19 protein-coding genes are annotated in these 18,557 nt (G+C 70.8%); 2 read left to right on the forward strand and 17 right to left on the reverse strand.

Annotated elements, in window-relative coordinates:
• Positions 1–24: 24 nt before the first annotated feature.
• From der to trmJ, 14 genes are all read right to left on the reverse strand, one after another.
• Positions 25–1,428: a ribosome biogenesis GTPase Der gene (gene der, locus QC818_RS00410; protein WP_309650847.1), complete on the reverse strand. Its 1,404-nt coding sequence runs from the start codon at positions 1,426–1,428 to the stop codon at positions 25–27.
• Positions 1,425–2,576 (reverse strand): outer membrane protein assembly factor BamB, encoded by a 1,152-nt coding sequence (gene bamB / locus QC818_RS00415; protein WP_309650848.1) that lies wholly within the window; start codon positions 2,574–2,576, stop codon positions 1,425–1,427. The genes der and bamB overlap by 4 nt, the downstream gene beginning before the upstream one ends.
• Positions 2,573–3,229, reverse strand: a complete 657-nt coding sequence (locus tag QC818_RS00420) for a YfgM family protein (protein WP_309650849.1) — start codon at positions 3,227–3,229, stop codon at positions 2,573–2,575. Before QC818_RS00420 ends, bamB begins: the two co-directional genes overlap by 4 nt.
• A gap of 28 nt (positions 3,230–3,257) precedes the next feature.
• Positions 3,258–4,550 (reverse strand): histidine--tRNA ligase, encoded by a 1,293-nt coding sequence (gene hisS / locus QC818_RS00425; protein WP_309650850.1) that lies wholly within the window; start codon positions 4,548–4,550, stop codon positions 3,258–3,260.
• A gap of 23 nt (positions 4,551–4,573) precedes the next feature.
• Complete coding sequence (gene ispG / locus QC818_RS00430) at positions 4,574–5,689, reverse strand: flavodoxin-dependent (E)-4-hydroxy-3-methylbut-2-enyl-diphosphate synthase (protein ID WP_309650851.1); 1,116 nt, start codon at positions 5,687–5,689, stop codon at positions 4,574–4,576.
• Positions 5,690–5,697: 8 nt separating this feature from the next.
• On the reverse strand, positions 5,698–6,738 hold the full coding sequence (locus QC818_RS00435; protein ID WP_309650852.1) for a RodZ domain-containing protein: 1,041 nt from the start codon (positions 6,736–6,738) through the stop codon (positions 5,698–5,700).
• Between the two features lie 29 nt (positions 6,739–6,767).
• Positions 6,768–7,490 (reverse strand): type IV pilus biogenesis/stability protein PilW, encoded by a 723-nt coding sequence (pilW, locus tag QC818_RS00440; RefSeq protein ID WP_309650853.1) that lies wholly within the window; start codon positions 7,488–7,490, stop codon positions 6,768–6,770.
• Positions 7,491–7,598: 108 nt separating this feature from the next.
• Positions 7,599–8,723, reverse strand: a complete 1,125-nt coding sequence (gene rlmN / locus QC818_RS00445; protein WP_309650854.1) for a dual-specificity RNA methyltransferase RlmN — start codon at positions 8,721–8,723, stop codon at positions 7,599–7,601.
• A gap of 231 nt (positions 8,724–8,954) precedes the next feature.
• Positions 8,955–9,380, reverse strand: a complete 426-nt coding sequence (gene ndk / locus QC818_RS00450; protein WP_309650855.1) for a nucleoside-diphosphate kinase — start codon at positions 9,378–9,380, stop codon at positions 8,955–8,957.
• 172 nt (positions 9,381–9,552) lie between these two features.
• Positions 9,553–9,879, reverse strand: a complete 327-nt coding sequence (locus tag QC818_RS00455; RefSeq protein WP_309650856.1) for a HesB/IscA family protein — start codon at positions 9,877–9,879, stop codon at positions 9,553–9,555.
• Positions 9,880–9,939: 60 nt separating this feature from the next.
• Positions 9,940–11,088, reverse strand: coding sequence for an aminotransferase class V-fold PLP-dependent enzyme (locus QC818_RS00460; protein ID WP_309650857.1), 1,149 nt, complete (start codon positions 11,086–11,088; stop codon positions 9,940–9,942).
• A gap of 21 nt (positions 11,089–11,109) precedes the next feature.
• Entirely contained in the window at positions 11,110–11,580 is a 471-nt protein-coding gene (locus QC818_RS00465; protein ID WP_309650858.1) for an Rrf2 family transcriptional regulator, read from the reverse strand.
• 110 nt (positions 11,581–11,690) lie between these two features.
• Positions 11,691–12,548, reverse strand: coding sequence for a serine O-acetyltransferase (gene cysE / locus QC818_RS00470; protein WP_374710039.1), 858 nt, complete (start codon positions 12,546–12,548; stop codon positions 11,691–11,693).
• Between the two features lie 74 nt (positions 12,549–12,622).
• A complete protein-coding gene (gene trmJ, locus QC818_RS00475; protein ID WP_309650859.1) occupies positions 12,623–13,369 on the reverse strand; it encodes a tRNA (cytosine(32)/uridine(32)-2'-O)-methyltransferase TrmJ in 747 nt (248 codons plus the stop codon).
• A gap of 451 nt (positions 13,370–13,820) precedes the next feature.
• On the opposite strand from trmJ, the gene QC818_RS00480 reads away from it, so the two are divergent.
• Both QC818_RS00480 and QC818_RS00485 read left to right on the forward strand, forming a co-directional pair.
• On the forward strand, positions 13,821–14,615 hold the full coding sequence (locus QC818_RS00480) for an inositol monophosphatase family protein (protein ID WP_309650860.1): 795 nt from the start codon (positions 13,821–13,823) through the stop codon (positions 14,613–14,615).
• A gap of 246 nt (positions 14,616–14,861) precedes the next feature.
• Complete coding sequence (locus QC818_RS00485; RefSeq protein WP_309650861.1) at positions 14,862–15,209, forward strand: hypothetical protein; 348 nt, start codon at positions 14,862–14,864, stop codon at positions 15,207–15,209.
• Positions 15,210–15,278: 69 nt separating this feature from the next.
• Here QC818_RS00485 and secF read toward each other — a convergent pair whose 3' ends face one another.
• The 3 genes from secF to yajC form a co-directional block, all read right to left on the reverse strand.
• A complete protein-coding gene (secF, locus tag QC818_RS00490; protein ID WP_309650862.1) occupies positions 15,279–16,202 on the reverse strand; it encodes a protein translocase subunit SecF in 924 nt (307 codons plus the stop codon).
• A 9-nt stretch (positions 16,203–16,211) separates the two neighbouring features.
• The gene (gene secD / locus QC818_RS00495) at positions 16,212–18,062 is read right to left on the reverse strand and encodes a protein translocase subunit SecD (protein ID WP_309650863.1); all 1,851 of its coding nucleotides are present in this window, start codon (positions 18,060–18,062) and stop codon (positions 16,212–16,214) included.
• Positions 18,063–18,203: 141 nt separating this feature from the next.
• The gene (gene yajC, locus QC818_RS00500) at positions 18,204–18,542 is read right to left on the reverse strand and encodes a preprotein translocase subunit YajC (RefSeq protein ID WP_309650864.1); all 339 of its coding nucleotides are present in this window, start codon (positions 18,540–18,542) and stop codon (positions 18,204–18,206) included.
• Positions 18,543–18,557: the final 15 nt, after the last annotated feature.

An 18,557-nucleotide genomic window follows, 5' to 3' on the forward strand; every position in this document is an offset into this window, starting at 1 on the left:
GGATCGTCGGGAAGACGCTCGAGCTCAGCGTCGGCTGCGGCGGGAGTCCCGGCTGCGGCCGAGCTCGCGCTGCTTGGCCTTCTCGCGGTCGCTGGCGCCGGTCATGTTGTCGTAGGGGTTCTTGCCGGAACGGAACTCGAAGCGCATCGGCGTGCCGCGCACCTTGAGCACCTTGCGGAAGGTGTTGGTCAGGTAGCGCTTGTAGGCCTCGGGCAGCGAGCCGGTCTGGTTGCCGTGGACGACGATGATCGGCGGGTTGGTGCCGCCCTGGTGGGCCATGCGCAGCTTGATGCGCCGGCCGTGGATCATCGGCGGCTGGTGCTGCTCGGTGGCATCGCGCAGGATGTTGGTCAGGCGGTTGGTCGACCAGTGGCTGTGGGCGGAGGCGAAGGCCCGCTCGATGGACGGATAGAGGTCGCCCACCCCGGTGCCGTGCAGCGCCGAGATGAAGTGCAGGTCGGCGTAGTCGGCGAAGCCCAGGCGGCGCTTGATCTCGGCGCGCATCTTGTCCTTGGCCTCGCTCTCCAGGCCGTCCCACTTGTTGACCGCCAGCACCAGGGCGCGGCCGCTGGTCAGCACATAGTCGAGCAGGTGCAGGTCCTGCTCCACCAGGCCGCTGCGGGCGTCGAGCACCATGACCGCCACATGGCACTCCTTGATGGCCTCCAGCGTCTTGATGATCGAGAACTTCTCCGCCACCTCGCGGACGTTCTTGCGCCGCCGCACGCCGGCGGTGTCGACCAGCACATAGGGCTCGCCGCGGCGCTCGTAGGGGATCTCGATGGCGTCCCGGGTGGTGCCGGCCTCGTCATACACCACCACCCGCTCCTCGCCGAGCAGGCGGTTGACCAGGGTCGACTTGCCGACGTTGGGCCGCCCGATGACGCCGATGCGGATGCCCTTGGTGCCGGTGTCGGCGGGCAGGTCCTCGTCGCGGGCGGGGAAGGGCGTCAGCACCTCCTCGATCAGCCCGGTGACGTTGCGGCCGTGGGCCGCGGCGATGGGCCGCGGCTCGCCGATGCCCAGCTGCCAGAAGTCCGCCATGGCGGTGTGCTCTTCCAGCCCGTCGGTCTTGTTGACCACCAGCCAGGTCTTCTTCTGGTTGATGCGCAGGTGGTTGGCGATAGCCTCGTCGGCCACCGTGAGGCCGGCGCGGCCGTCCACCAGGAAGAGCACGATGTCGGCCTCGTCGATGGCCTGCAGCGACTGCTCGGCCATGGCCGCGTCGATGCCGTCCTCGTCGCCGCTGATGCCGCCGGTGTCGATCACCGTGTAGGCCTTGCCGCCGAGCACGCCGTTGCCGTACTTGCGATCCCGGGTCAGCCCCGGGAAGTCGGCCACCAGGGCGTCGCGGGAGCGCGTCAGGCGGTTGAAGAGGGTCGACTTGCCGACATTGGGTCGGCCGACCAGGGCGATCACGGGATTCATGGTTGCAGTTCCAGGGCCTCTAGGCTGCCGTCGTCGGCCAGGGCGTAGACGCGACGGCCGTCGGTGAGCGGGGGCACGCTGATGCCGGAGCCGTCGATCTCGGTACGGCCGACCAGGCGACCCTCGCGGGCGTCGATCAGGTGCAGGTAGCCTTCGAAGTCGCCCACCACCAGGCGGCCGTCGGCGAAGGCGGGATCGGTGAGGTCGCGGCCCTCCAGGGCCTCCAGGCGCCACAGGGTCTCGCCGCTGCCGGCCTCCAGGGCGAGCAGGTGGCTGGCCTCGTCGACCACGAACAGGAAGTCGCCGACCAGCACCGGGCTGCGGTGGCTGGACAGCTCGCGGGTCCACAGGACCTCCCCGGAGGTGGCCTGGAGGGCCGCCAGGCGGCCGTTGTAGCTGGTCACGAACAGTCGGCCGTCCGGGGTCAGCAGCGGCTGGCCGGCCAGGTCGACCAGCCGCTCGATCTCGCTGCGGCCCTGGGGCGTGGCGATGCGCCGCTCCCACAGCGGCTGGCCGCTGCGGTTGTCCAGGGTCACCAGGCGGCCGTTGGCCAGGCCGGCGAAGGTGACCTGGTCGATGACGCGCGGGGTGCCGCTGCCGCGCAGGGTCAGCGACGGCTGGGCGCCGGCGTAGACCCAGCGCTCGGCGCCGCTGGCGCGATCCAGGGCGGTGACGCTGCCGTCCACCGCCTGGACCACCAGCAGCTGTCGGCTGGCCTGGGGCGCGGCCAGCACCTCGCTGCCGACCCGGGTGCGCCACACCACCTCGCCGTCGGCCTGGTCCAGGGCCAGCACCTCGCCGTCGCGGGTGCCGAGGTAGACCCGGCCGGCCACCGCGGTCAGGGCGCTGGAGGCGCCGGTGGACAGCTCGGTGCGCCAGCGCAGCTGGCCGCCGTCGGTGTCGCGGGCCTCGACCAGGCCGTGCCGGTCGGCGGCGAACAGGGTGTCGCCGTCCCGGGCCGGGGCCAGCGGGTAGCCGCCCTGGCCCAGGCCGTCGCCGACCTGCTCGTGCCACAGGGTGGCGGCGGTGGTGGTGCCGGCGGTGGCGCCGAGCTCCTTGGGCGAGTACTCGGGCTCCACCTGGCCGGCGCAGCCGGTCAGCAGGCCCAGGGCCGCGGTGGCGGCGATGGCGAGAGTCGCTTTTCTCATGAGGTCTCCTCGACGCCCAGGTCATCCAGTTTGAGTTGCACGCCATAGAGCGGCTGATCGCTGTCCTCGGAGAGCGCCAGGGCCTCCTGCCAGGCGCGGCGCGCCGCCTCGCGGTCGCCCAAGGCCAAGTGGGCGTCGCCGCGGATCTCGGCGCGCTGGGCGGCCAGCGGCGACGGCAGAGCGACGTCCAGGGTGGCCAGCGCCGCCTCGGCGTCCTCGCCGGCCAGCTGCAGCCGCGCCAGCCGCAGCCGCGCCAGGCCCTGCAGGTAGGGCCGGTCGCCGTCGGCGGCCAGGCCCTCGAGGGCGGCCCGCGCCGCCTCGCTGTCGCCGTCGCGCACCGCCAGGCGCGCCTCGAGCAGGCGGCCCAGGTCGGCATAGAGGCTGTCGCCGTGATCCTCGGCGAGGGTGGTCGCCAGGGCGTCGGCGCGCTGCCGGGCGGCCCCGTCGAGGCTGTCCTGGCCGCTCAGGGTGAGCAGCTGCTGGTAGCGTTGGGAGGCCGCCTCGGCCTGCCCCGCCTGGTAGTCCTGCCAGGCGTTCCAGCCGAACACGCCGGCGGCGGCGAGGGCCGCGCCGGCGATCAGCGAGGTGCCGTTCTCCTTCCACCAGCGCTTGAGGGCTTCCAGCTGTTCTTCTTCGCTTCTCATCTCCGCCACGGGCGGTCTCCTTTGCTTCCGCGGGCCGTCAGGCGCCGTCGCCTTCCAGCAGGGATGTGAGGGTGGCGGCGAGCGCGTCCTGGTCGAGCCGCCGCTGTTCGCGCTCCTCGCGCAGGAACTTCAGCGTCACGGCGTTCTCGGCCAGCTCGTCCTCGCCGAGCAGCAGCGCCAGGCGGGCGCCGCTCTTGTCGGCCTTCTTGATGCGGCTCTTGAAGCTGCCGCCGCCGCAGTGCAGCTGCAGGCGCAGCCCGGGCAGGGCCTCGCGCAGGCGCTCGGCCAGCAGCAGGGCCGCGGGCTCGGTGGCCTCGCTCATCGGCAGCAGGTAGACGTCCAGCTCGCCGCGGGCCTCCTCGGGGATCAGGTCCAGGGTGTCGAGCAGCAGCACCAGGCGCTCGATGCCCATGGCGAAGCCCACCGCCGGCACCGCCTTGCCGCCGAGCTGCTCGACCAGGCCGTCGAAGCGCCCGCCGGCACAGACGGTGCCCTGGCTGCCCAGCGCCGTGGTGGTCCACTCGAAGACGGTGCGCGAGTAGTAGTCCAGGCCGCGCACCAGGCGCGGGTTGATCACGTAGGCGATGCCGGCGGCGTCGAGCATGGCGGTGAGCCGCTCGAAGTGGTCCCGCGAGGCGTCGTCGAGGTGATCCATCAGCCGCGGGGCGTCGGCCAGCATGGCCGCCATGTCGGGGTTCTTGGAGTCGAGGATGCGCAGCGGGTTGCTGGCCAGCCGCCGGCGCGAGTCCTCGTCGAGGACCTCGTGATGGGCCTCGAAGTAGCTCACCAGCTTGTCGCGGTAGGCGGCGCGGGCCTCCGGCGAGCCCAGGGAGTTGAGCTCCAGGGTGACGTGCTCGAACAGGCCGAGCTGCTTCCACAGCCGCGCCGAGAGCAGGATCAGCTCGGCGTCGATGTCCGGCCCCTCGAGGCCGAAGCACTCTACGCCGACCTGGTGGAACTGCCGGTAGCGGCCCTTCTGGGGACGCTCGTGGCGGAACATCGGGCCCTGGTACCAGAGCCGCTGGGTCTGGTTGTGCAGCAGGCCGTGCTCCATGGCGGCGCGCACGCAGCTCGCCGTGCCCTCGGGCCGCAGGGTCAGGCTGTCGCCGTTGCGGTCCTCGAAGGTGTACATCTCCTTCTCGACGATGTCGGTGACCTCGCCGATGGAGCGCTTGAACAGCGCGGTCTGCTCGACGATGGGGGTGCGAATCTCGTCATAGCCGTAGCGGCCCATGAGCGCGCGCACCTGGCCCTCGAAGTACTGCCACAGCGGGGACTGCTCCGGCAGCAGGTCGTTCATGCCACGAATGGCCTGGATCTTCTTGCTCAATGCTTGCTCCTTGTCGGGGCGCCTCAGGCGTCCCGGGCGATGACGTCCTGCTCGGCCTGCTCCTTCTCGCGGACCTTGTCGCGGATCAGCCGCTCCAGGTCGTCGACCAGGTGGTCGTTGCGCAGCTTGCTGGCCGGCTTGCCGTCGATGTAGACGAGGTTGGCGGGGCTGCCGCCGGTCAAGCCGATGTCGCTTTCCTTGGCCTCGCCCGGGCCGTTGACCACGCAGCCGATGACCGAGACGTCGAGCGGTGTGAGCACGTCGTCGAGGCGCTCCTCGAGGGCGTTCATGGTGCCGATGACGTCGAAGTTCTGGCGCGAGCAGCTCGGGCAGGCGACGAAGTTGATGCCCTTGGCCCGCAGGCGCAGGCTCTTGAGCATGTCGAAGCCGACCTTGATCTCCTCGACCGGGTCGGCGGCCAGCGACACCCGGATGGTGTCGCCGATGCCGTCCATCAGCAGCATGCCCAGGCCGATGGACGACTTGACGGTGCCCGAGCGCAGCCCGCCGGCCTCGGTGATGCCGAGGTGCAGCGGCTGCTCGATGCGCGCCGCCAGGTCGCGGTAGGCGGCCACCGCCATGAAGACGTCGGAGGCCTTGACGCTGACCTTGAAGTCCGGGAAGTCGAGGCGGTCCAGGTGGTCGATATGCCGCATGGCGGACTCGACCAGGGCCTCGGGGGTGGGCTCGCCGTACTTCTTCTGCAGGTCCTTCTCCAGCGAGCCGGCGTTGACGCCGATGCGGATCGGGATGCCGTTGTCCCGGGCGGCGCTGACGACGGCCTGGACCCGGTCCTCGCGGCCGATATTGCCGGGGTTGATGCGCAGGCAGTCGACGCCGAGCTCGGCGACGCGCAGGGCGATGCGGTAGTCGAAGTGGATGTCCGCCACCAGGGGGACGTTCGCCTCGCGCTTGATGCGGCCGAAGGCCTCGGCGGCGTCCATGGTCGGCACCGAGACGCGCACGATGTCGGCGCCGGCGGTCTCCAGGTCGCGGATCTGGGCCACGGTGGCCGCCACGTCCAGGGTGTCGGTGTTGGTCATGCTCTGGACGGAGATGGGGGCGCCGCCGCCGACCGGCACGTCACCGACATGGATGCGGCGCGACGGGCGTCGGGTGATGGGTGAAGTAGCGTGCATGGTCGGACTCATTCTCCCAGGGTGAAACGGGCGACGTTGTTGGCCCCGGTGCGCGGCGCCAGGTCCACGGCCTCGCCGCGCCAGACCAGCTCGACGCCGGAGGCGTTGCCCACGGTCAGGCGGAAGGGCGGCTCGCCCTCGACGCGGGCCGTGGTGCCGGGTTGCTGCAGGCCGACGAAGACCCGTCGCTCGCTGGCGTCGAAGACCTCGGTCCAGGACTGCTCGTTGAAGGTCAGCTCCAGCACGCCGGCATCCGCCGCCTCGCCGGCGGCCTCGGGCGCGGCGTCCTCGGCCGGGACGGTGCCGCCGGTGGCCTCGTCGGTGTCGGCCTCGGCGACACCGGCCTCGGCGTCCGCCGGCGCCTCGGGGGCGCTCGTGGCCGGGGCGTCGGCTGCGGGCTCGCCGCCGTCCTCGCTCGCGCCGGCCTCGGCCGCACCCGCCGGGGCCGGATCGGCATCGGCCATGTCGGCATCCGCCGGCGTCGCCTCGGCCTCGGCGGCGTCGACCCGGCTGCTCCAGTCGGCGGCCGGCTCGGCGGGGGCGGCGTCGTTCTGGGTGATGGTGGTGGTGCCGTCGAGGCTGTCCACCGCCACCGGGGCGTTGTCTCCCGGGGTGGGGGGCTGGCTGCCGCCGCGGCTCTGCCACCACATCAGGGTCAGGCCGATCAGGCCGGCGATGACCACCAGGGTGGCCAGGCGGAACAGCCAGGCGCCGAGCCGCGAGGGCGGCTTGTTGACCACATGCACCGGGGTGACCTTGCGCTCCAGGTCGTCGCCGCCGATATGGGCCTGGTAGGCGGCCAGCACCCGTTCGGGGTCGAGCCCCAGCAGGCTGGCGTAGCTGCGCAGGTAGCCGCGCCGGTAGGTGGCGATCGGCACCTCGTCGTACTCGTCGCGCTCCAGGCCGTCGATCACGGCCGGGCGCAGGTTCAGGGCCTCGGCGACCTCATCGCGCGACAGCTCCAGGGCCTCGCGCTCGCGGCGCAGCAGCGCGCCGGGCGAGGCCTGGTCGGCGGAGGCGTCGGGCTCCTGGTAGGGGGTGTCGCTCATGGGGTGGCATCCTTCATTGGAAAACGGGGTCAGGGCGAGTCACCGGAGGATGCCGCCGCCCGGCCGCCAAGGGCCCGCTCCAGGTCGTCCGCCAGGCGCCGCGCCGCCGGGGTGGCGCCGGCCAGTCGCCGATAGGTCTCGAGCTGGCGCTCGGCCCGGGCGTAGCGGCCCTGCTCGTACTCGAGCTGGGCCAGGCGCAGGTAGCTGCCCGGCTGGCGGGGATCGATACCCTGGGCGCGCTGCAGGCTCTCGCGGGCGGCCTGCACGTCGCCGAGCCGGCGTCGGCACTGGCCGAGGTTGGTGAACAGCTGGGCGCGGTTGGCGTACTGGGTGTCGTCGGTGGCGCGCTCGAGCTGGTCGCAGGCGTCGCGGATGCGCCCCTGGTCGTAGAGGAAGGCGGCGTAGTTGTTGCGCGCCCGGGTCAGCGTCGGGTCGGCCTCGAGGGCTCGGCGGAAGGTCCGGTCGGCCAGCGTCGCCTCGCCCTGGCGCTGGTAGACCACGGCCATGGCCTGCAGGGCCTCGGCGTCGTCGGGGGCGATCTCCAGGGCGCGGTTCAGGGCGGACAGGGCGCGGGGCAGGTTGTCGCGTTCCAGGTAGGCCGTGCCGAGCCGGGTGTAGGCCTCGACGGGGTCGGCGGTCTCCTGCCCGGGCGTCGGCGCGGTGGCCTGGGAGGCGCAGCCGGTCAGCCAGAGGGCGCTCGCCAGGAAAACGGTGACGGAAAGCTGTCGAAAACCGGGCGGGCGACGTGTCATGGCATCCTCTCGGGGAACGGGCGGCGCGGGGCCGCGCGTCCGATGGTGAAAAAAGGCCCGACCATCAAAGCGTCGTGCCCGATGGAAGTCAAGGCGGCCCCCGGCGGCTCAGTCGGCGTCCAGCTGGATCGACTGGATGTAGCGGGCGTGGCGCTTGGTGCGGTCCTTGACCCGGCCGACCAGTTGGCCGCAGGCGGCGTCGATGTCGTCGCCGCGGGTGGAGCGGATCGGCGCCGTGTAGCCCAGCTCGTAGAGCCACTGCTGGAAGCGCATGGTCTGGTTGCGCGACGGCTTCTCGTAGCCCGAGTGGGGGAAGGGGTTGAACGGGATCAGGTTGATCTTGCAGGGCAGCTCCTCGAGCAGCTCGGCGAGCTGGCGGGCATGCTCCTGTTGGTCGTTGACGTCCTTGATCAGGGTGTACTCGATGGTGATCATCCGGGTGTCGTCGCACTTGGCCAGGTAGCGCTGGCAGGCGTCGAGCAGGGTGCGGATGTCGTACTTGCGGTTGAGCGGCACTAGCTCGTTGCGCAGCGCGTCGTTGGCGGCGTGCAGCGAGATGGCCAGGCTCACGTCCAGCTCGTCGCCGAGGCGGTCGAGCATCGGCACCACCCCGGAGGTGGAGAGGGTGACGCGGCGCTTGGACAGGCTGTAGCCGTTGTCGTCGAGCATCAGCTTCATGGCCGGCACGACGTTGTCGTAGTTCAGCAGCGGCTCGCCCATGCCCATCATCACCACGTTGGTGACCGGGCGGTTGGCGGTGTCCTTGCGGGGGCCGAAGCTGTTGCTGGCCACCCATACCTGGCCGATGATCTCGGCCGCGGTGAGGTTGCGCTGGAAGCCCTGCTTGCCGGTGGAGCAGAAGCTGCAGTCCAGGGAGCAGCCCACCTGGGAGGAGACGCAGAGGGTGCGGCGCTTGCCGTTCTCGGCGGGGATCAGCACCGTCTCCACGTAGCTGCCGTCCTCCACTTCCAGCACCCACTTGCGGGTGCCGTCGCTGGAGGTGCCCTCGTAGACCACGCCGGGGCCCCGGATCTCGGCGACCTCCTCGAGGCGTGCGCGCAGCGCCTTGGACAGGTTGGTCATGGCCGCGAAGTCGTCGCAGCCCTCGTGATGGATCCATTTCATCACCTGGGCGGCACGGAACTTCTTCTCGCCGATGGAGAGGAAGAAGGCTTCCATCTCCTCGCGCGTCATGCCGAGCAGGTTGGTGCGTTGGGGTGCGGTGGTGGTCATGGCATCAGGGGCGTCGGTGGGGCAAGGTGCGGGGGCTGGGGAGCCCCCGCTCGGCAGCATGCCGGCCATTCCACAAGGGAATTGCTGATTTATGTCGCGAGCGATGAAGGCTTGGTCATCGCCGGAGCGCAGAAACCGGAGCCTATGCGGTGCCCGGCGAGATCTCGACCGGGCTGGCGTTCCAGCACCGCCGGGCCAGGGTTTCGAGCGCAGCCATAAATCAGAGTTCCCTTAGCGGGGGCAGATCTCGCCGTCTTCGAAGAAGTAGGCGATCTCGCGGGCCGCGGATTCCGGAGAGTCGGAGCCGTGGACGGCGTTGGCGTCGATGGACTGGGCGAAGTCGGCGCGGATGGTGCCGGCCTCGGCTTCCTTCGGGTTGGTGGCGCCCATCAGGTCGCGGTTGGCGGCGATGGCGTTGTCGCCTTCCAGCACCTGGACGATCACCGGGCCGGAGGTCATGAAGCCGACCAGGTCACCGAAGAAGGGGCGCTCCTTGTGCTCGGCGTAGAAGCCTTCGGCCTGCTCCTGGGAGAGGTGCAGCATCTTGGCGGCGACGATCTTCAGGCCGGCCTTCTCGAAGCGGCTCTCGATCTCGCCGATGACGTTCTTGGCGACGGCGTCGGGCTTGATGATGGACAGGGTGCGTTCGGTAGCCATGGGGCTTGTCTCCAGTCTGGGAAGTCACGAGCGTGACGCCCCCGCGCCGCCCCGGGAGGGCCGGGGCGGCGCGGGGCGCGGATAACATGGTGCGGTCCGGCGCCGGGCGCCGAATGGGCGCAGAGTATACCGCCCCGCGGCGGCGATGGACAATCGCGCCCGGGGCGCCGGGTCAGACGCTGAAGCTCTCGCCGCAGCCGCACTCGTCCTTGACGTTGGGGTTGCGGAAGCGGAAGTAGCGGTTCAGGCCCTCGGAGACATAGTCGACCTCGCTGCCGTCGAGCATCTCCAGGGCCTCGGGGGCCACGTAGACCTTGACCCCGTGGTCCTCGACGACCACGTCGTCGTTGGCCGCCTCGTCGGCGAAGTCCAGCACATAGCTGTAGCCGGAGCAGCCGCTGGGCTTGACGGTCACCCGCAGGCCCAGGCCGTGGCCGCGCTCGTCGAGGACTCGGCGGATCTGGTCGGCGGCGGCGGTGGTGATCGATAGTGTCGCCATGGTGTTCTCCCGGGGAGTCAGGGGTTCGTTGGCGAAAGCCGGCGGGTTCGCCGGCGTCCGTCAGCGGCGCAGCCCGATCAGGGCGTGACGCAGGGCCTCCAGGGCGCGATCGATGTCGGCCTCGGTGGTGAAACGGCCGAAACTGAAGCGCAGCGAGGCCAGCGCCAGGCGGCGGGGCACGCCGATGCCCTTCAGGACGTAGGACGGCTCGACGCTCGCCGAGTTGCAGGCCGAGCCGGTGGACAGGGCCACGTCGCGCAGCGCCATCAGCAGCGACTCGCCGTCCACGCCCTCGAAGGCCAGGTTGAGGATGTTGGGGACCGCCGCCTCGACGGCGGTGTTGCGGTGCACCCCCGCCAGGCCGTCGAGGCCGGCCAGGAAGCGGTCGCGCAGGGCGGCGATGCGGGCCTGGTCGGCCTCGCCCTCGCGGCCGGCGATGGCGAAGGCCTCGCCCATGCCGACGATCTGGTGGGTCGGCAGGGTGCCGGAGCGCATGCCGCGCTCGTGGCCGCCGCCGTGGATCAGCGCCTCGAGGCGCAGGTCCGGGTCGCGTCGCACGTAGAGGGCGCCGATGCCCTTGGGGCCGTAGGCCTTGTGGCCGGACAGCGACATCAGGTCGATGCCCAGGCTCGCCACATCCAGGGGCAGGCGGCCCACCGCCTGGGCGGCGTCGACATGGAAGACGGCGCCGCCGGCGTGGGCGACCTCGGCCAGGGCCGCCAGGTCGTGGATGACGCCGAGCTCGTTGTTCACCGCCATCAGCGAGACCAGCACGGTGTCCTCGCGCATCGCCCCGCGCAGCGCCTCGGGGGAGATCCGCCCGTCGCCGTCCGGGGTCAGCCAGGTGACCTCGAAGCCCTCCGCCTCCAGGGCCCGGGCGGTGTCCACCACCGCCTTGTGCTCGACGATGGAGGTCACCAGGTGACGGCCGCGGGCGCGGTTGGCGCGCATGTAGCCGGTCAGTGCCAGGTTGTCGGCCTCGGTGGCGCCGCTGGTCCAGACGATCTCGCGGGGATCGGCGCCGATCAGGTCGGCCACCTGGCGGCGGGCGCTCTCCACGGCCTGCTCCGCCTGCCAGCCCAGCATGTGGCTGCGCGAGGCGGGGTTGGCGAAGACGCCGTCCAGGGTGAGGTGGCGACTCAGGACCTCGGCGACCCGGGGGTCGACGGGGGTGGTGGCGGCGTAATCGAGGTAGACGGGTGCGCTCATGGGCTCGTGACGGTGATGGGTTCAGGGCGAGGCGGTCGGGATCTGGTCGTCGCCGAGGCGACGGCGCTGACGCGCGGCGATGTGGCGGAACTCCTCGCGGCCGGCCAGCTGGCCCAGGGTCACGCCCTCGAGGAAGCCCTGGATATGCTCAGACAGCTCGTTCCACAGGTGGTGGGTCAGGCAGGTATCGCCCTGCTGGCAGTCCGACAGGCCGCCGCAGCGGGTGGTGTCCACCGACTCGTTGACGGCGTCGATCACCCGGGCCACCGAGATGGCGTCCGGCGCCATGGCCAGCAGGTAGCCCCCGCCCGGGCCGCGCACGCTGTCGACCAGGCCGGCGCGCCGCAGGCGGGCGAACAGCTGCTCGAGGTAGGACAGCGAGATTTCCTGGCGCCGCGAGATGTCGGCGAGGCTGATCGGGCCCTCGTCGGCATTCAGGGTCAGGTCGAGCATGGCGGTGACGGCGTAGCGTCCCTTGGTGGTCAGGCGCATGGGGCACTCACCTCGGGACCGGTGCGGAGAACCGGTGATCGGTGAATCGGGCCGACGCCCGGCGGGGCGTCGGGTCGGTCGGCCATTATGATAAAGCCCGAGTCGGGCGGTCAACCATTATGGCGCCGCGGCTCGGCGGAGGAGTCGCTGGCGTCGGGGTCGTCGCGGTGCTGGCCGCAGCCGGTCTCGGCGTCCTCGAGGATGTTGGCGAAGTCCTCGTCGCGCAGCTCCGGCAGCCGGCCGTCGCGGAAGCCGGCATCGATCTTGCGCAGGGTCGAGCACATGCGCTCGATGCGCTCGTCGACGACGTGCATGTGATCGAGCATGGCCTGCATGGAGCGGGCCACCGGATCAGGCATGTCCTGGCTGACGCCGTAGGCGTCGAAGCCGAACTTGCGGCGCATGGCCTCGCGGCGCGCCGGGTCGACCTCCAGGGCCTCGGCCTGGTCCGGGTCGCGGCGCTGGACCACCTTGCCGGGAATGCCGACCACGGTGGCGCCGGGGGGCACTTCCTTGGTGACCACGGCGTTGGAGCCGACCTTGGCGCCGGCCCCGACCGAGAAGGGGCCGAGGATCTTGGCGCCGGCGCCGACGATCACGCCGTCCTCCAGGGTGGGGTGGCGCTTGCCCTTGTTCCAGCTGGTGCCGCCCAGGGTCACGCCCTGGTAGAGGGTGACGTCGTCGCCGACCTCGGCGGTCTCGCCGATCACCACGCCCATGCCGTGGTCGATGAAGAAGCGCCGGCCGATGCTCGCCCCGGGATGGATCTCGATGCCGGTGAACCAGCGCGCCAGGCTCGACAGGGTGCGGGCCAGCCACTTGAGGTTCCGGTGCCACAGCCAGTGGCTCAGGCGATGGGCCAGCAGGGCGTGCAGCCCCGGGTAGTTGGTGAGCACTTCCAGGAAGTTGCGCGCCGCGGGGTCACGGGCGAATACGCTGTTGATGTCTTCGCGCAGACGTTCAAACATGCGGCGATCCTTGGCTGGGGGCGAGACGATCCTTTCATAGTGGGGGTGCGGCGGGCCGGCTTCAAGGCGCCGGCTCAGTCGTCCCCGCGGCGCGGCGCCAGTCGCTCGGTGGCGGACAGGATGCCGCGCAGGATATTGAGCTCCATGCGCTCCGGGCGGGCGCGCAGGGTGAAGCGGCGCAGCCGGGCCATCAGCTGGCGCGGGGTGGCCGGATCGTGGAAGCCGATGGCGATCAGGGTGCGCTCCAGGTGGCTGAAGTAGTGCTCGAGCTCCTCGTGGCTGGCCAGCGGCTGCTCCGGGGGCTCCGTCGCCGGCGCCTTCTCCTGGGCCAGCCAGGCCAGCCGGCACTCGTAGGCCAGCACCTGCACGGCGGCGGCCAGGTTCAGCGAGCTGAAGTCCGGGTTGGTGGGGATGTGCACATGGGCGTGGCAGCGCTGCAGCTCGGCGTTGGTCAGCCCGCTGTCCTCGCGGCCGAAGACCAGCGCCACGCGCCGTTCCTCGCCGGCCAGCTCCTCGGGCAGGCGCTCGCCGAGCGCGCGGGGCGTGATCATCGGCCAGGGTAGGGTCCGCGAGCGGGCGCTGGCCCCCACCACCAGGGTGCAGTCGGCGACCGCCTCCTCCAGGGTGTCGACGGTGCGGGCGTCGTGAACCAGGGCGTCGGCCCCCGAGGCCCGGGACACGGTGTCCGCGGTCAGCGTCTCGCAGCGCGGCGCCACCAGGGCCAGGTCGGCCAGACCCATGTTGTGCATGGCGCGGGCGGTGCCGCCGATGTTGCCGGGATGGCTGGTGCCGATCAGGACGATGCGGATGCGCTCGAGCATGGGAGGGCCTGCCTGGTGTTGCGTCGGGGAAAGGGGCGAAAGTCTAGCATGCCGGCGACGAGGTGCGAGGTGCGAGGTGCGAGGTGCGAGGTGCGAGGTGCGAGGTGCGAGGTGCGAGGTGCGAGGTGCGAGGTGCGAGGTGCGAGGGGCGAGGGGCGAGGGGCGAGGTGCGAGGTGCGAGGTGCGAGTTGCGAGGGGCGAGGGGCGAGGGGCGAGGGGCGAGGAGCGAGGAGCGAGGTGCGAGGGGCGAGGGGCGAGCAGTGAGGAGTGATGGGGAGTGGGGAGTGGGGAGTGAGGAGTGAGGAGTGAGGAGTGAGGAGTGAGGAGTGAGGAGTGAGGAGTGGGGAGTGGGGAGTGGGGAGTGAGGGCCGTGCGTGGCGCGGGCTCCGCGCTTCTGCTAGGATTCGCGCCGACCCGTTCTTTAACACCTCCGACTCCCCAAGGCCCGATCATGCATCCGATGGTCCAATTCGCGCTGCGTGCCGCTCGCAGCGCCGGTGAACAGTTCCTGCGCGTCCGTGAGCGCATCGAGAACGCCCACGAAGAGCACAACCTCGACAAGCTGCTCGAGGACACCGCCCGCAACGCCGAGACGCTGATCACCCGCCAGCTGTCCCGTGGCTATCCCCAGCACGGCGTCGTCGGCCGCTATACGCCGCACCGGGCGGGCGAAGGCGAGGGCGCCGACGTGCTGTGGCGCATCGAGCCCTTCCACGGCTATTCCAACCTCGGCGTCGCCGCGCCCGAGTTCGCGCTGTCGCTGGTCTGCCTGGTCAAGGGCCGCCCGGAGCATGCGGTGGTGATCTGCCCCTTCAGCGACGACGAATACCTGGCCAGCCGCGGCCGCGGCGCCCAGCTCAACGGCAAGCGCATCCGCGTGTCCCGAGCCACCGCCATCCCGGGCACCCGGGTCGCCATGGGGCTGCCGGAGACCTGGCTGCGCGAGCGCCAGCTGCCTGCCTACCTGACCCTGACCCAGCAGCTGGCGCCGCAGATCGAGCTGCTGCGCGCCTCGGGCAGCGGCCTGCTCGACATCGCCGCGCTGGCCGCCGGCCGGGTCGATGCCGCCTTCGTGCTGGGCCTCGAGGAGCAGGACCTGCATGTCGGCTCGCTGCTGCTCAAGGAGGCCGGGGCGCTGCAGGGCACGCCGGACGGCCAGCCGTCGGTGGGCGTCGAAGGCCAGCTGATGGCCGCCGGCCCGCGGCTGTTCAAGGCGCTGCTCAAGCAGCTCAAGCCGCACTTCTGAGGTGCGGCGCCGCGGCTCCGCCCGAGTCGGTGACCGGATCGATCGAGACGCCCCCGCGGCCCTGCCGCGGGGGCGTCTCGCGTTGCGGGGAGCGAGTTACATCCGGTGACATTCACAAGGCTGTTCTGCGCCCGCGAGTGGGTGTAGCTTGGGGGTGACCGGCGGCGCTCGGCGCCCCGGCTTCATGCGCCCCCGGCCGCGTCGCTCGCCGCGGCCGGGCCATGGTCCTCACCCGCGAGAGGAGTGATGATGGAACCGCTCAGCTATTACTACTACAACGTGCTGGAAAGTCTGGAGAAGCCCTGCGACGTGCCGGCGCTGCATCTCCAGGAGGGTTACGACCTGCTGTACCGCTACGGCGGCCGGGTCGAGATGGACCTGATTCGCCGTGCCGAGGCGGCCAGCGCGAATGGCGAGCCCTACCATTGGCACGAGGCGCTGGACGCCGAGCAGCAGGCCAAGCTGCGTCGAGCCCTGGACGACCAGAACCCCGCCAAGATCCTCAAGGTGATGCAGCGTAACGGCTATGCCGGGGTGCTCTATCACCACGCCCGGGAAGGCTTCTCGCCGGATGGCGCCCAGGGCGTCGCCTGACCGGCCCGGCGAGGCCACCACGAAAAAAGCCACCCCGCGGGGTGGCTTTTTCGTGGGCGCCCGAGGCGCTCAGGGCAGCTCCTCGGCCTCCGGGTCTTCCTTCTGGGCGGGGATCAGGTCCTCGCGGCGCAGCTTGAGCGGCAGCAGCAGGGCCGCGGCCACGTAGATGGAGGAGAAGGTGCCGATCAGCACGCCGATGATCAGCGCCACGGCGAAGAAGTGGATCATGTCGCCGCCGAGGGTCACCAGGGCCAGCAACACCAGCAGGGTGGTGCCGGAGGTCGCCAGGGTGCGCGACAGGGTCTGGTTGATCGCCTCGTTGAAGATCGCCGGCATGTCGTCGATGCGCGACTTGCGGATGTTCTCGCGGATGCGGTCGTAGACCACGATGGTGTCGTTGAGCGAGTAGCCGATCACCGCCAGCACCGCGGCCAGCACGGTCAGGTCGAACTCGAAGCCGAACAGCGCGAAGGCGCCGACCACGATGATCACGTCGTGGAGCAGGGCCAGCAGGGCACCGAGGGCGAACTTGTACTGGAAGCGGGCCGCCACGTAGAGCATCACGATGCCCAGCGCCACCAGCATGCCCATGCCGCTCTGGTCGCGCAGCTGGTCACCGACCTGGGCGCCGACGAACTCGGCGCGCACCAGTTCGACGCTGGCGTCGCCCCGGTTCAGCAGGTCGACGACCCGGTCGCCGACGCCGGCCTCGAAGGCCTGCTGCAGGCGGATCAGCACCTCGGTGGAGGCGCCGAAGGTCTGCACCGCCACGTCCTGGAAGCCGGCGGCCTCCAGGGTCTGACGTACGCCGTCCAGGGCGGGGGCGGCGGCGTAGCGGACCTCCACCAGGGTGCCGCCGGTGAAGTCCAGGCCCAGGTTGAGCCCCTGGACCAGCAGGGCGACCAGCGACGCCAGCAGCAGCGCGGCGGAGATCGCGAAGGCGATCCGCCGCTTGCCCATGAAGTCGAACTGTCGTTGGATCAGGGATTTCATGGCCACCTCTTATATCCAGAGCTTCTTGACCGGCTTGCCGCCGTAGCACAGGTTGACCATGGCGCGGGTCACCATCAGGGCGGTGAACAGCGAGGTCAGGATGCCCAGCGACAGGGTCACGGCGAAGCCCTTGACCGGCCCGGTGCCGATCGAGAACAGGATCAACGCCACCAGCAGGGTGGTGATGTTGGCGTCGACGATGGACGTGAAGGCGCGCTCGTAGCCGGCGTGGATCGCCTGCTGCACCGACAGTCCGTTGCGCAGCTCCTCGCGGATGCGCTCGAAGATCAAGACGTTGGCGTCCACCGCCATGCCCAGAGTCAGCACGATGCCGGCGATGCCGGGCAGCGTCAGGGTGGCGCCGAGCAGCGACATGGCCGCCACCAGCAGGGTCAGGTTCAGCGCCAGGGCGAGGTTGGCGAAGATCCCGAACACCTTGTAGCGGATCAGCATGAAGGCCACCACCAGCAGCAGGCCGATCTGCACCGAGAGCACGCCGCGCTCGATGTTCTTCTCGCCGAGGCTCGGCCCGATGGTCCGCTCCTGGGCGAAGTAGATCGGCGCGGCCAGCGAGCCCGAGCGCAGCAGCAGGGCCAGCTCGGCCGCCTCGGTGGGCGAGTCCAGTCCGGTGATGCGGAAGCTGTTGCCCAGCGCGCTCTGGATGGTCGCCAGGCTGATGATGCCACGCTCGGTGTAGGGGGTGCGGACGGTGACCTCCTCGCCGCCCTCGATCACCGTGCGCTCGCGGGTCTTGTGCTCGATGAACAGCACCGCCATGTTGCGGCCGATGTTGGTGCGGGTGGCGCGGTTCATCAGGGTGCCGCCGGTGCCGTCCAGGTTGATGTTGACCTGGGGGCGGCCGTTCTCGTCGAAGCTGTGGTTGGCGTTGGAGACGCTGTCGCCGGTGATGATGACGTCGCGCATCAGCGCTGCGGTGCGCTGCGGCTCGCCGCGGAACGGGAAGGTCTCGGTCTCGGCCTCCGGGGCGTCCGGGCGCGCCTCGAGGCGGAACTCCAGGTTGGCGGTGGCGCCGACGATGCGCTTGGCGGCGGCGGTGTCCTGGACGCCGGGCAGCTCGACGACGATGCGCGCCGGCCCCTGGCGCTGGACCAGCGGCTCGGCCACGCCCAGCTCGTTGACCCGGTTGCGCAGGGTGGTCAGGTTCTGGTTGATGGCGTAGTCCTGGATCTCCTCCACCGCGGTGTCGGTGAGGGTCATGCCCAGGGCGGCGCCGCGGCTGCGTTCCAGGTTGCGGTACTCGAACTCCGGGAACTCGCGGCCGATCAGGCGGCGGGCCTCGTCGCGATCCTCGGCGTTCATGAAGTCCATCTGGATCGAGCGGTCCTCGATCTCGGTGTTGCGGTAGCGGATCCGCTCGTCGCGCAGGGTCTCGCGCATGGCGCTGGCGTTGACCTCGAGGCGCTGGTTCACGGCGGCCTCCATGTCGACCTCGAGCAGGAAGTGCACGCCGCCGCGCAGGTCCAGGCCCAGGGTCATGGGGGAGGCGGCCAGCGATTCCAGCCAGGCCGGCGTGGACTCGGCCAGGTTCAGCGCCACCACGTAGTCCTCGCCCAGCGCCTCGCCGATCAGGTCGCGGGCCTGGATCTGGTCGTCGGCGTTGTACAGGCGGATCAGGACGCTGCCGGGGTCGCGTTCGACGGACTGGATGTCGATGCCGGCGTCGGTCAGGGAGGTCTCGAGGCGCTCGAGGCGGCGCTCGTCGAGGGTGAAGTCGCCTCGGTCGCTGCTGATCTGGACCGCCGGATCCTCGGGGAAGAGGTTGGGGAGGGAGTAGATCAGGCCGACGAGGAGGACGAGGAGTATCAGCAGATACTTCCACAGGGGGTAACGGTTGAGCATGGGGGCCCTGCCCTCAGGTTGCTGATGATGGAGACGGACGCTACGCCATCACGAGCACCGGGCGGAGCCGGTCGGCCGGGCCCCGCCTCGGTGTCGCAGGGCAGCCCGCGCCGGATGCGGCGCGGGCGCGGGGACGCCCGGTCAGATGGACTTGAGCGTGCCCTTGGGCAGGACGGCGGCCACGGCGTTCTTCTGCACGCTGACCTCGGTGCCCTCGGCGATCTCCATGGTCAGGAACTCGCTGTCCTCGTTGACCTTGGTGATACGGCCCAGCATCCCGCCGCCGATGACGATCTCGTCACCCTTGGACAGGCCGGCGACCAGCTGCTTGTGCTGCTTGGCGCGCTTGGCCTGGGGGCGCCACAGCAGGAAGTAGAAGATCAGCACGAAGCCGACCAGCATCACGATCTGGGCGATGCCGCCGCCCGGGGCGGCGCCGGCGTCCTGGGCCAGGGCCGGGGAAATGAAGAAGTCCAGCATGTACGACGATCTCCT

The sequence above is a fragment of the Halomonas koreensis genome (genome assembly GCF_031451675.1).
In the GTDB taxonomy this organism is placed as follows: domain Bacteria; phylum Pseudomonadota; class Gammaproteobacteria; order Pseudomonadales; family Halomonadaceae; genus Halomonas; species Halomonas koreensis.

What these genes read in the sequence shown, in the direction of transcription:
- QC818_RS00465 (WP_309650858.1), bottom strand. Translation starts at nt 11,580, where the DNA reads ATGCGCCTGACCACCAAGGGACGCTACGCCGTCACCGCCATGCTCGAC.
- QC818_RS00480 (WP_309650860.1), top strand. Translation starts at nt 13,821, where the DNA reads ATGCATCCGATGGTCCAATTCGCGCTGCGTGCCGCTCGCAGCGCCGGT.
- rlmN (WP_309650854.1), bottom strand. Translation starts at nt 8,723, where the DNA reads ATGACCACCACCGCACCCCAACGCACCAACCTGCTCGGCATGACGCGC.
- ispG (WP_309650851.1), bottom strand. Translation starts at nt 5,689, where the DNA reads ATGCACGCTACTTCACCCATCACCCGACGCCCGTCGCGCCGCATCCAT.
- der (WP_309650847.1), bottom strand. Translation starts at nt 1,428, where the DNA reads ATGAATCCCGTGATCGCCCTGGTCGGCCGACCCAATGTCGGCAAGTCG.
- QC818_RS00485 (WP_309650861.1), top strand. Translation starts at nt 14,862, where the DNA reads ATGATGGAACCGCTCAGCTATTACTACTACAACGTGCTGGAAAGTCTG.
- cysE (WP_374710039.1), bottom strand. Translation starts at nt 12,548, where the DNA reads ATGTTTGAACGTCTGCGCGAAGACATCAACAGCGTATTCGCCCGTGAC.
- secD (WP_309650863.1), bottom strand. Translation starts at nt 18,062, where the DNA reads ATGCTCAACCGTTACCCCCTGTGGAAGTATCTGCTGATACTCCTCGTC.
- QC818_RS00460 (WP_309650857.1), bottom strand. Translation starts at nt 11,088, where the DNA reads ATGAGCGCACCCGTCTACCTCGATTACGCCGCCACCACCCCCGTCGAC.
- trmJ (WP_309650859.1), bottom strand. Translation starts at nt 13,369, where the DNA reads ATGCTCGAGCGCATCCGCATCGTCCTGATCGGCACCAGCCATCCCGGC.
- ndk (WP_309650855.1), bottom strand. Translation starts at nt 9,380, where the DNA reads ATGGCTACCGAACGCACCCTGTCCATCATCAAGCCCGACGCCGTCGCC.
- pilW (WP_309650853.1), bottom strand. Translation starts at nt 7,490, where the DNA reads ATGACACGTCGCCCGCCCGGTTTTCGACAGCTTTCCGTCACCGTTTTC.
- yajC (WP_309650864.1), bottom strand. Translation starts at nt 18,542, where the DNA reads ATGCTGGACTTCTTCATTTCCCCGGCCCTGGCCCAGGACGCCGGCGCC.
- bamB (WP_309650848.1), bottom strand. Translation starts at nt 2,576, where the DNA reads ATGAGAAAAGCGACTCTCGCCATCGCCGCCACCGCGGCCCTGGGCCTG.
- QC818_RS00435 (WP_309650852.1), bottom strand. Translation starts at nt 6,738, where the DNA reads ATGAGCGACACCCCCTACCAGGAGCCCGACGCCTCCGCCGACCAGGCC.
- secF (WP_309650862.1), bottom strand. Translation starts at nt 16,202, where the DNA reads ATGAAATCCCTGATCCAACGACAGTTCGACTTCATGGGCAAGCGGCGG.
- QC818_RS00455 (WP_309650856.1), bottom strand. Translation starts at nt 9,879, where the DNA reads ATGGCGACACTATCGATCACCACCGCCGCCGCCGACCAGATCCGCCGA.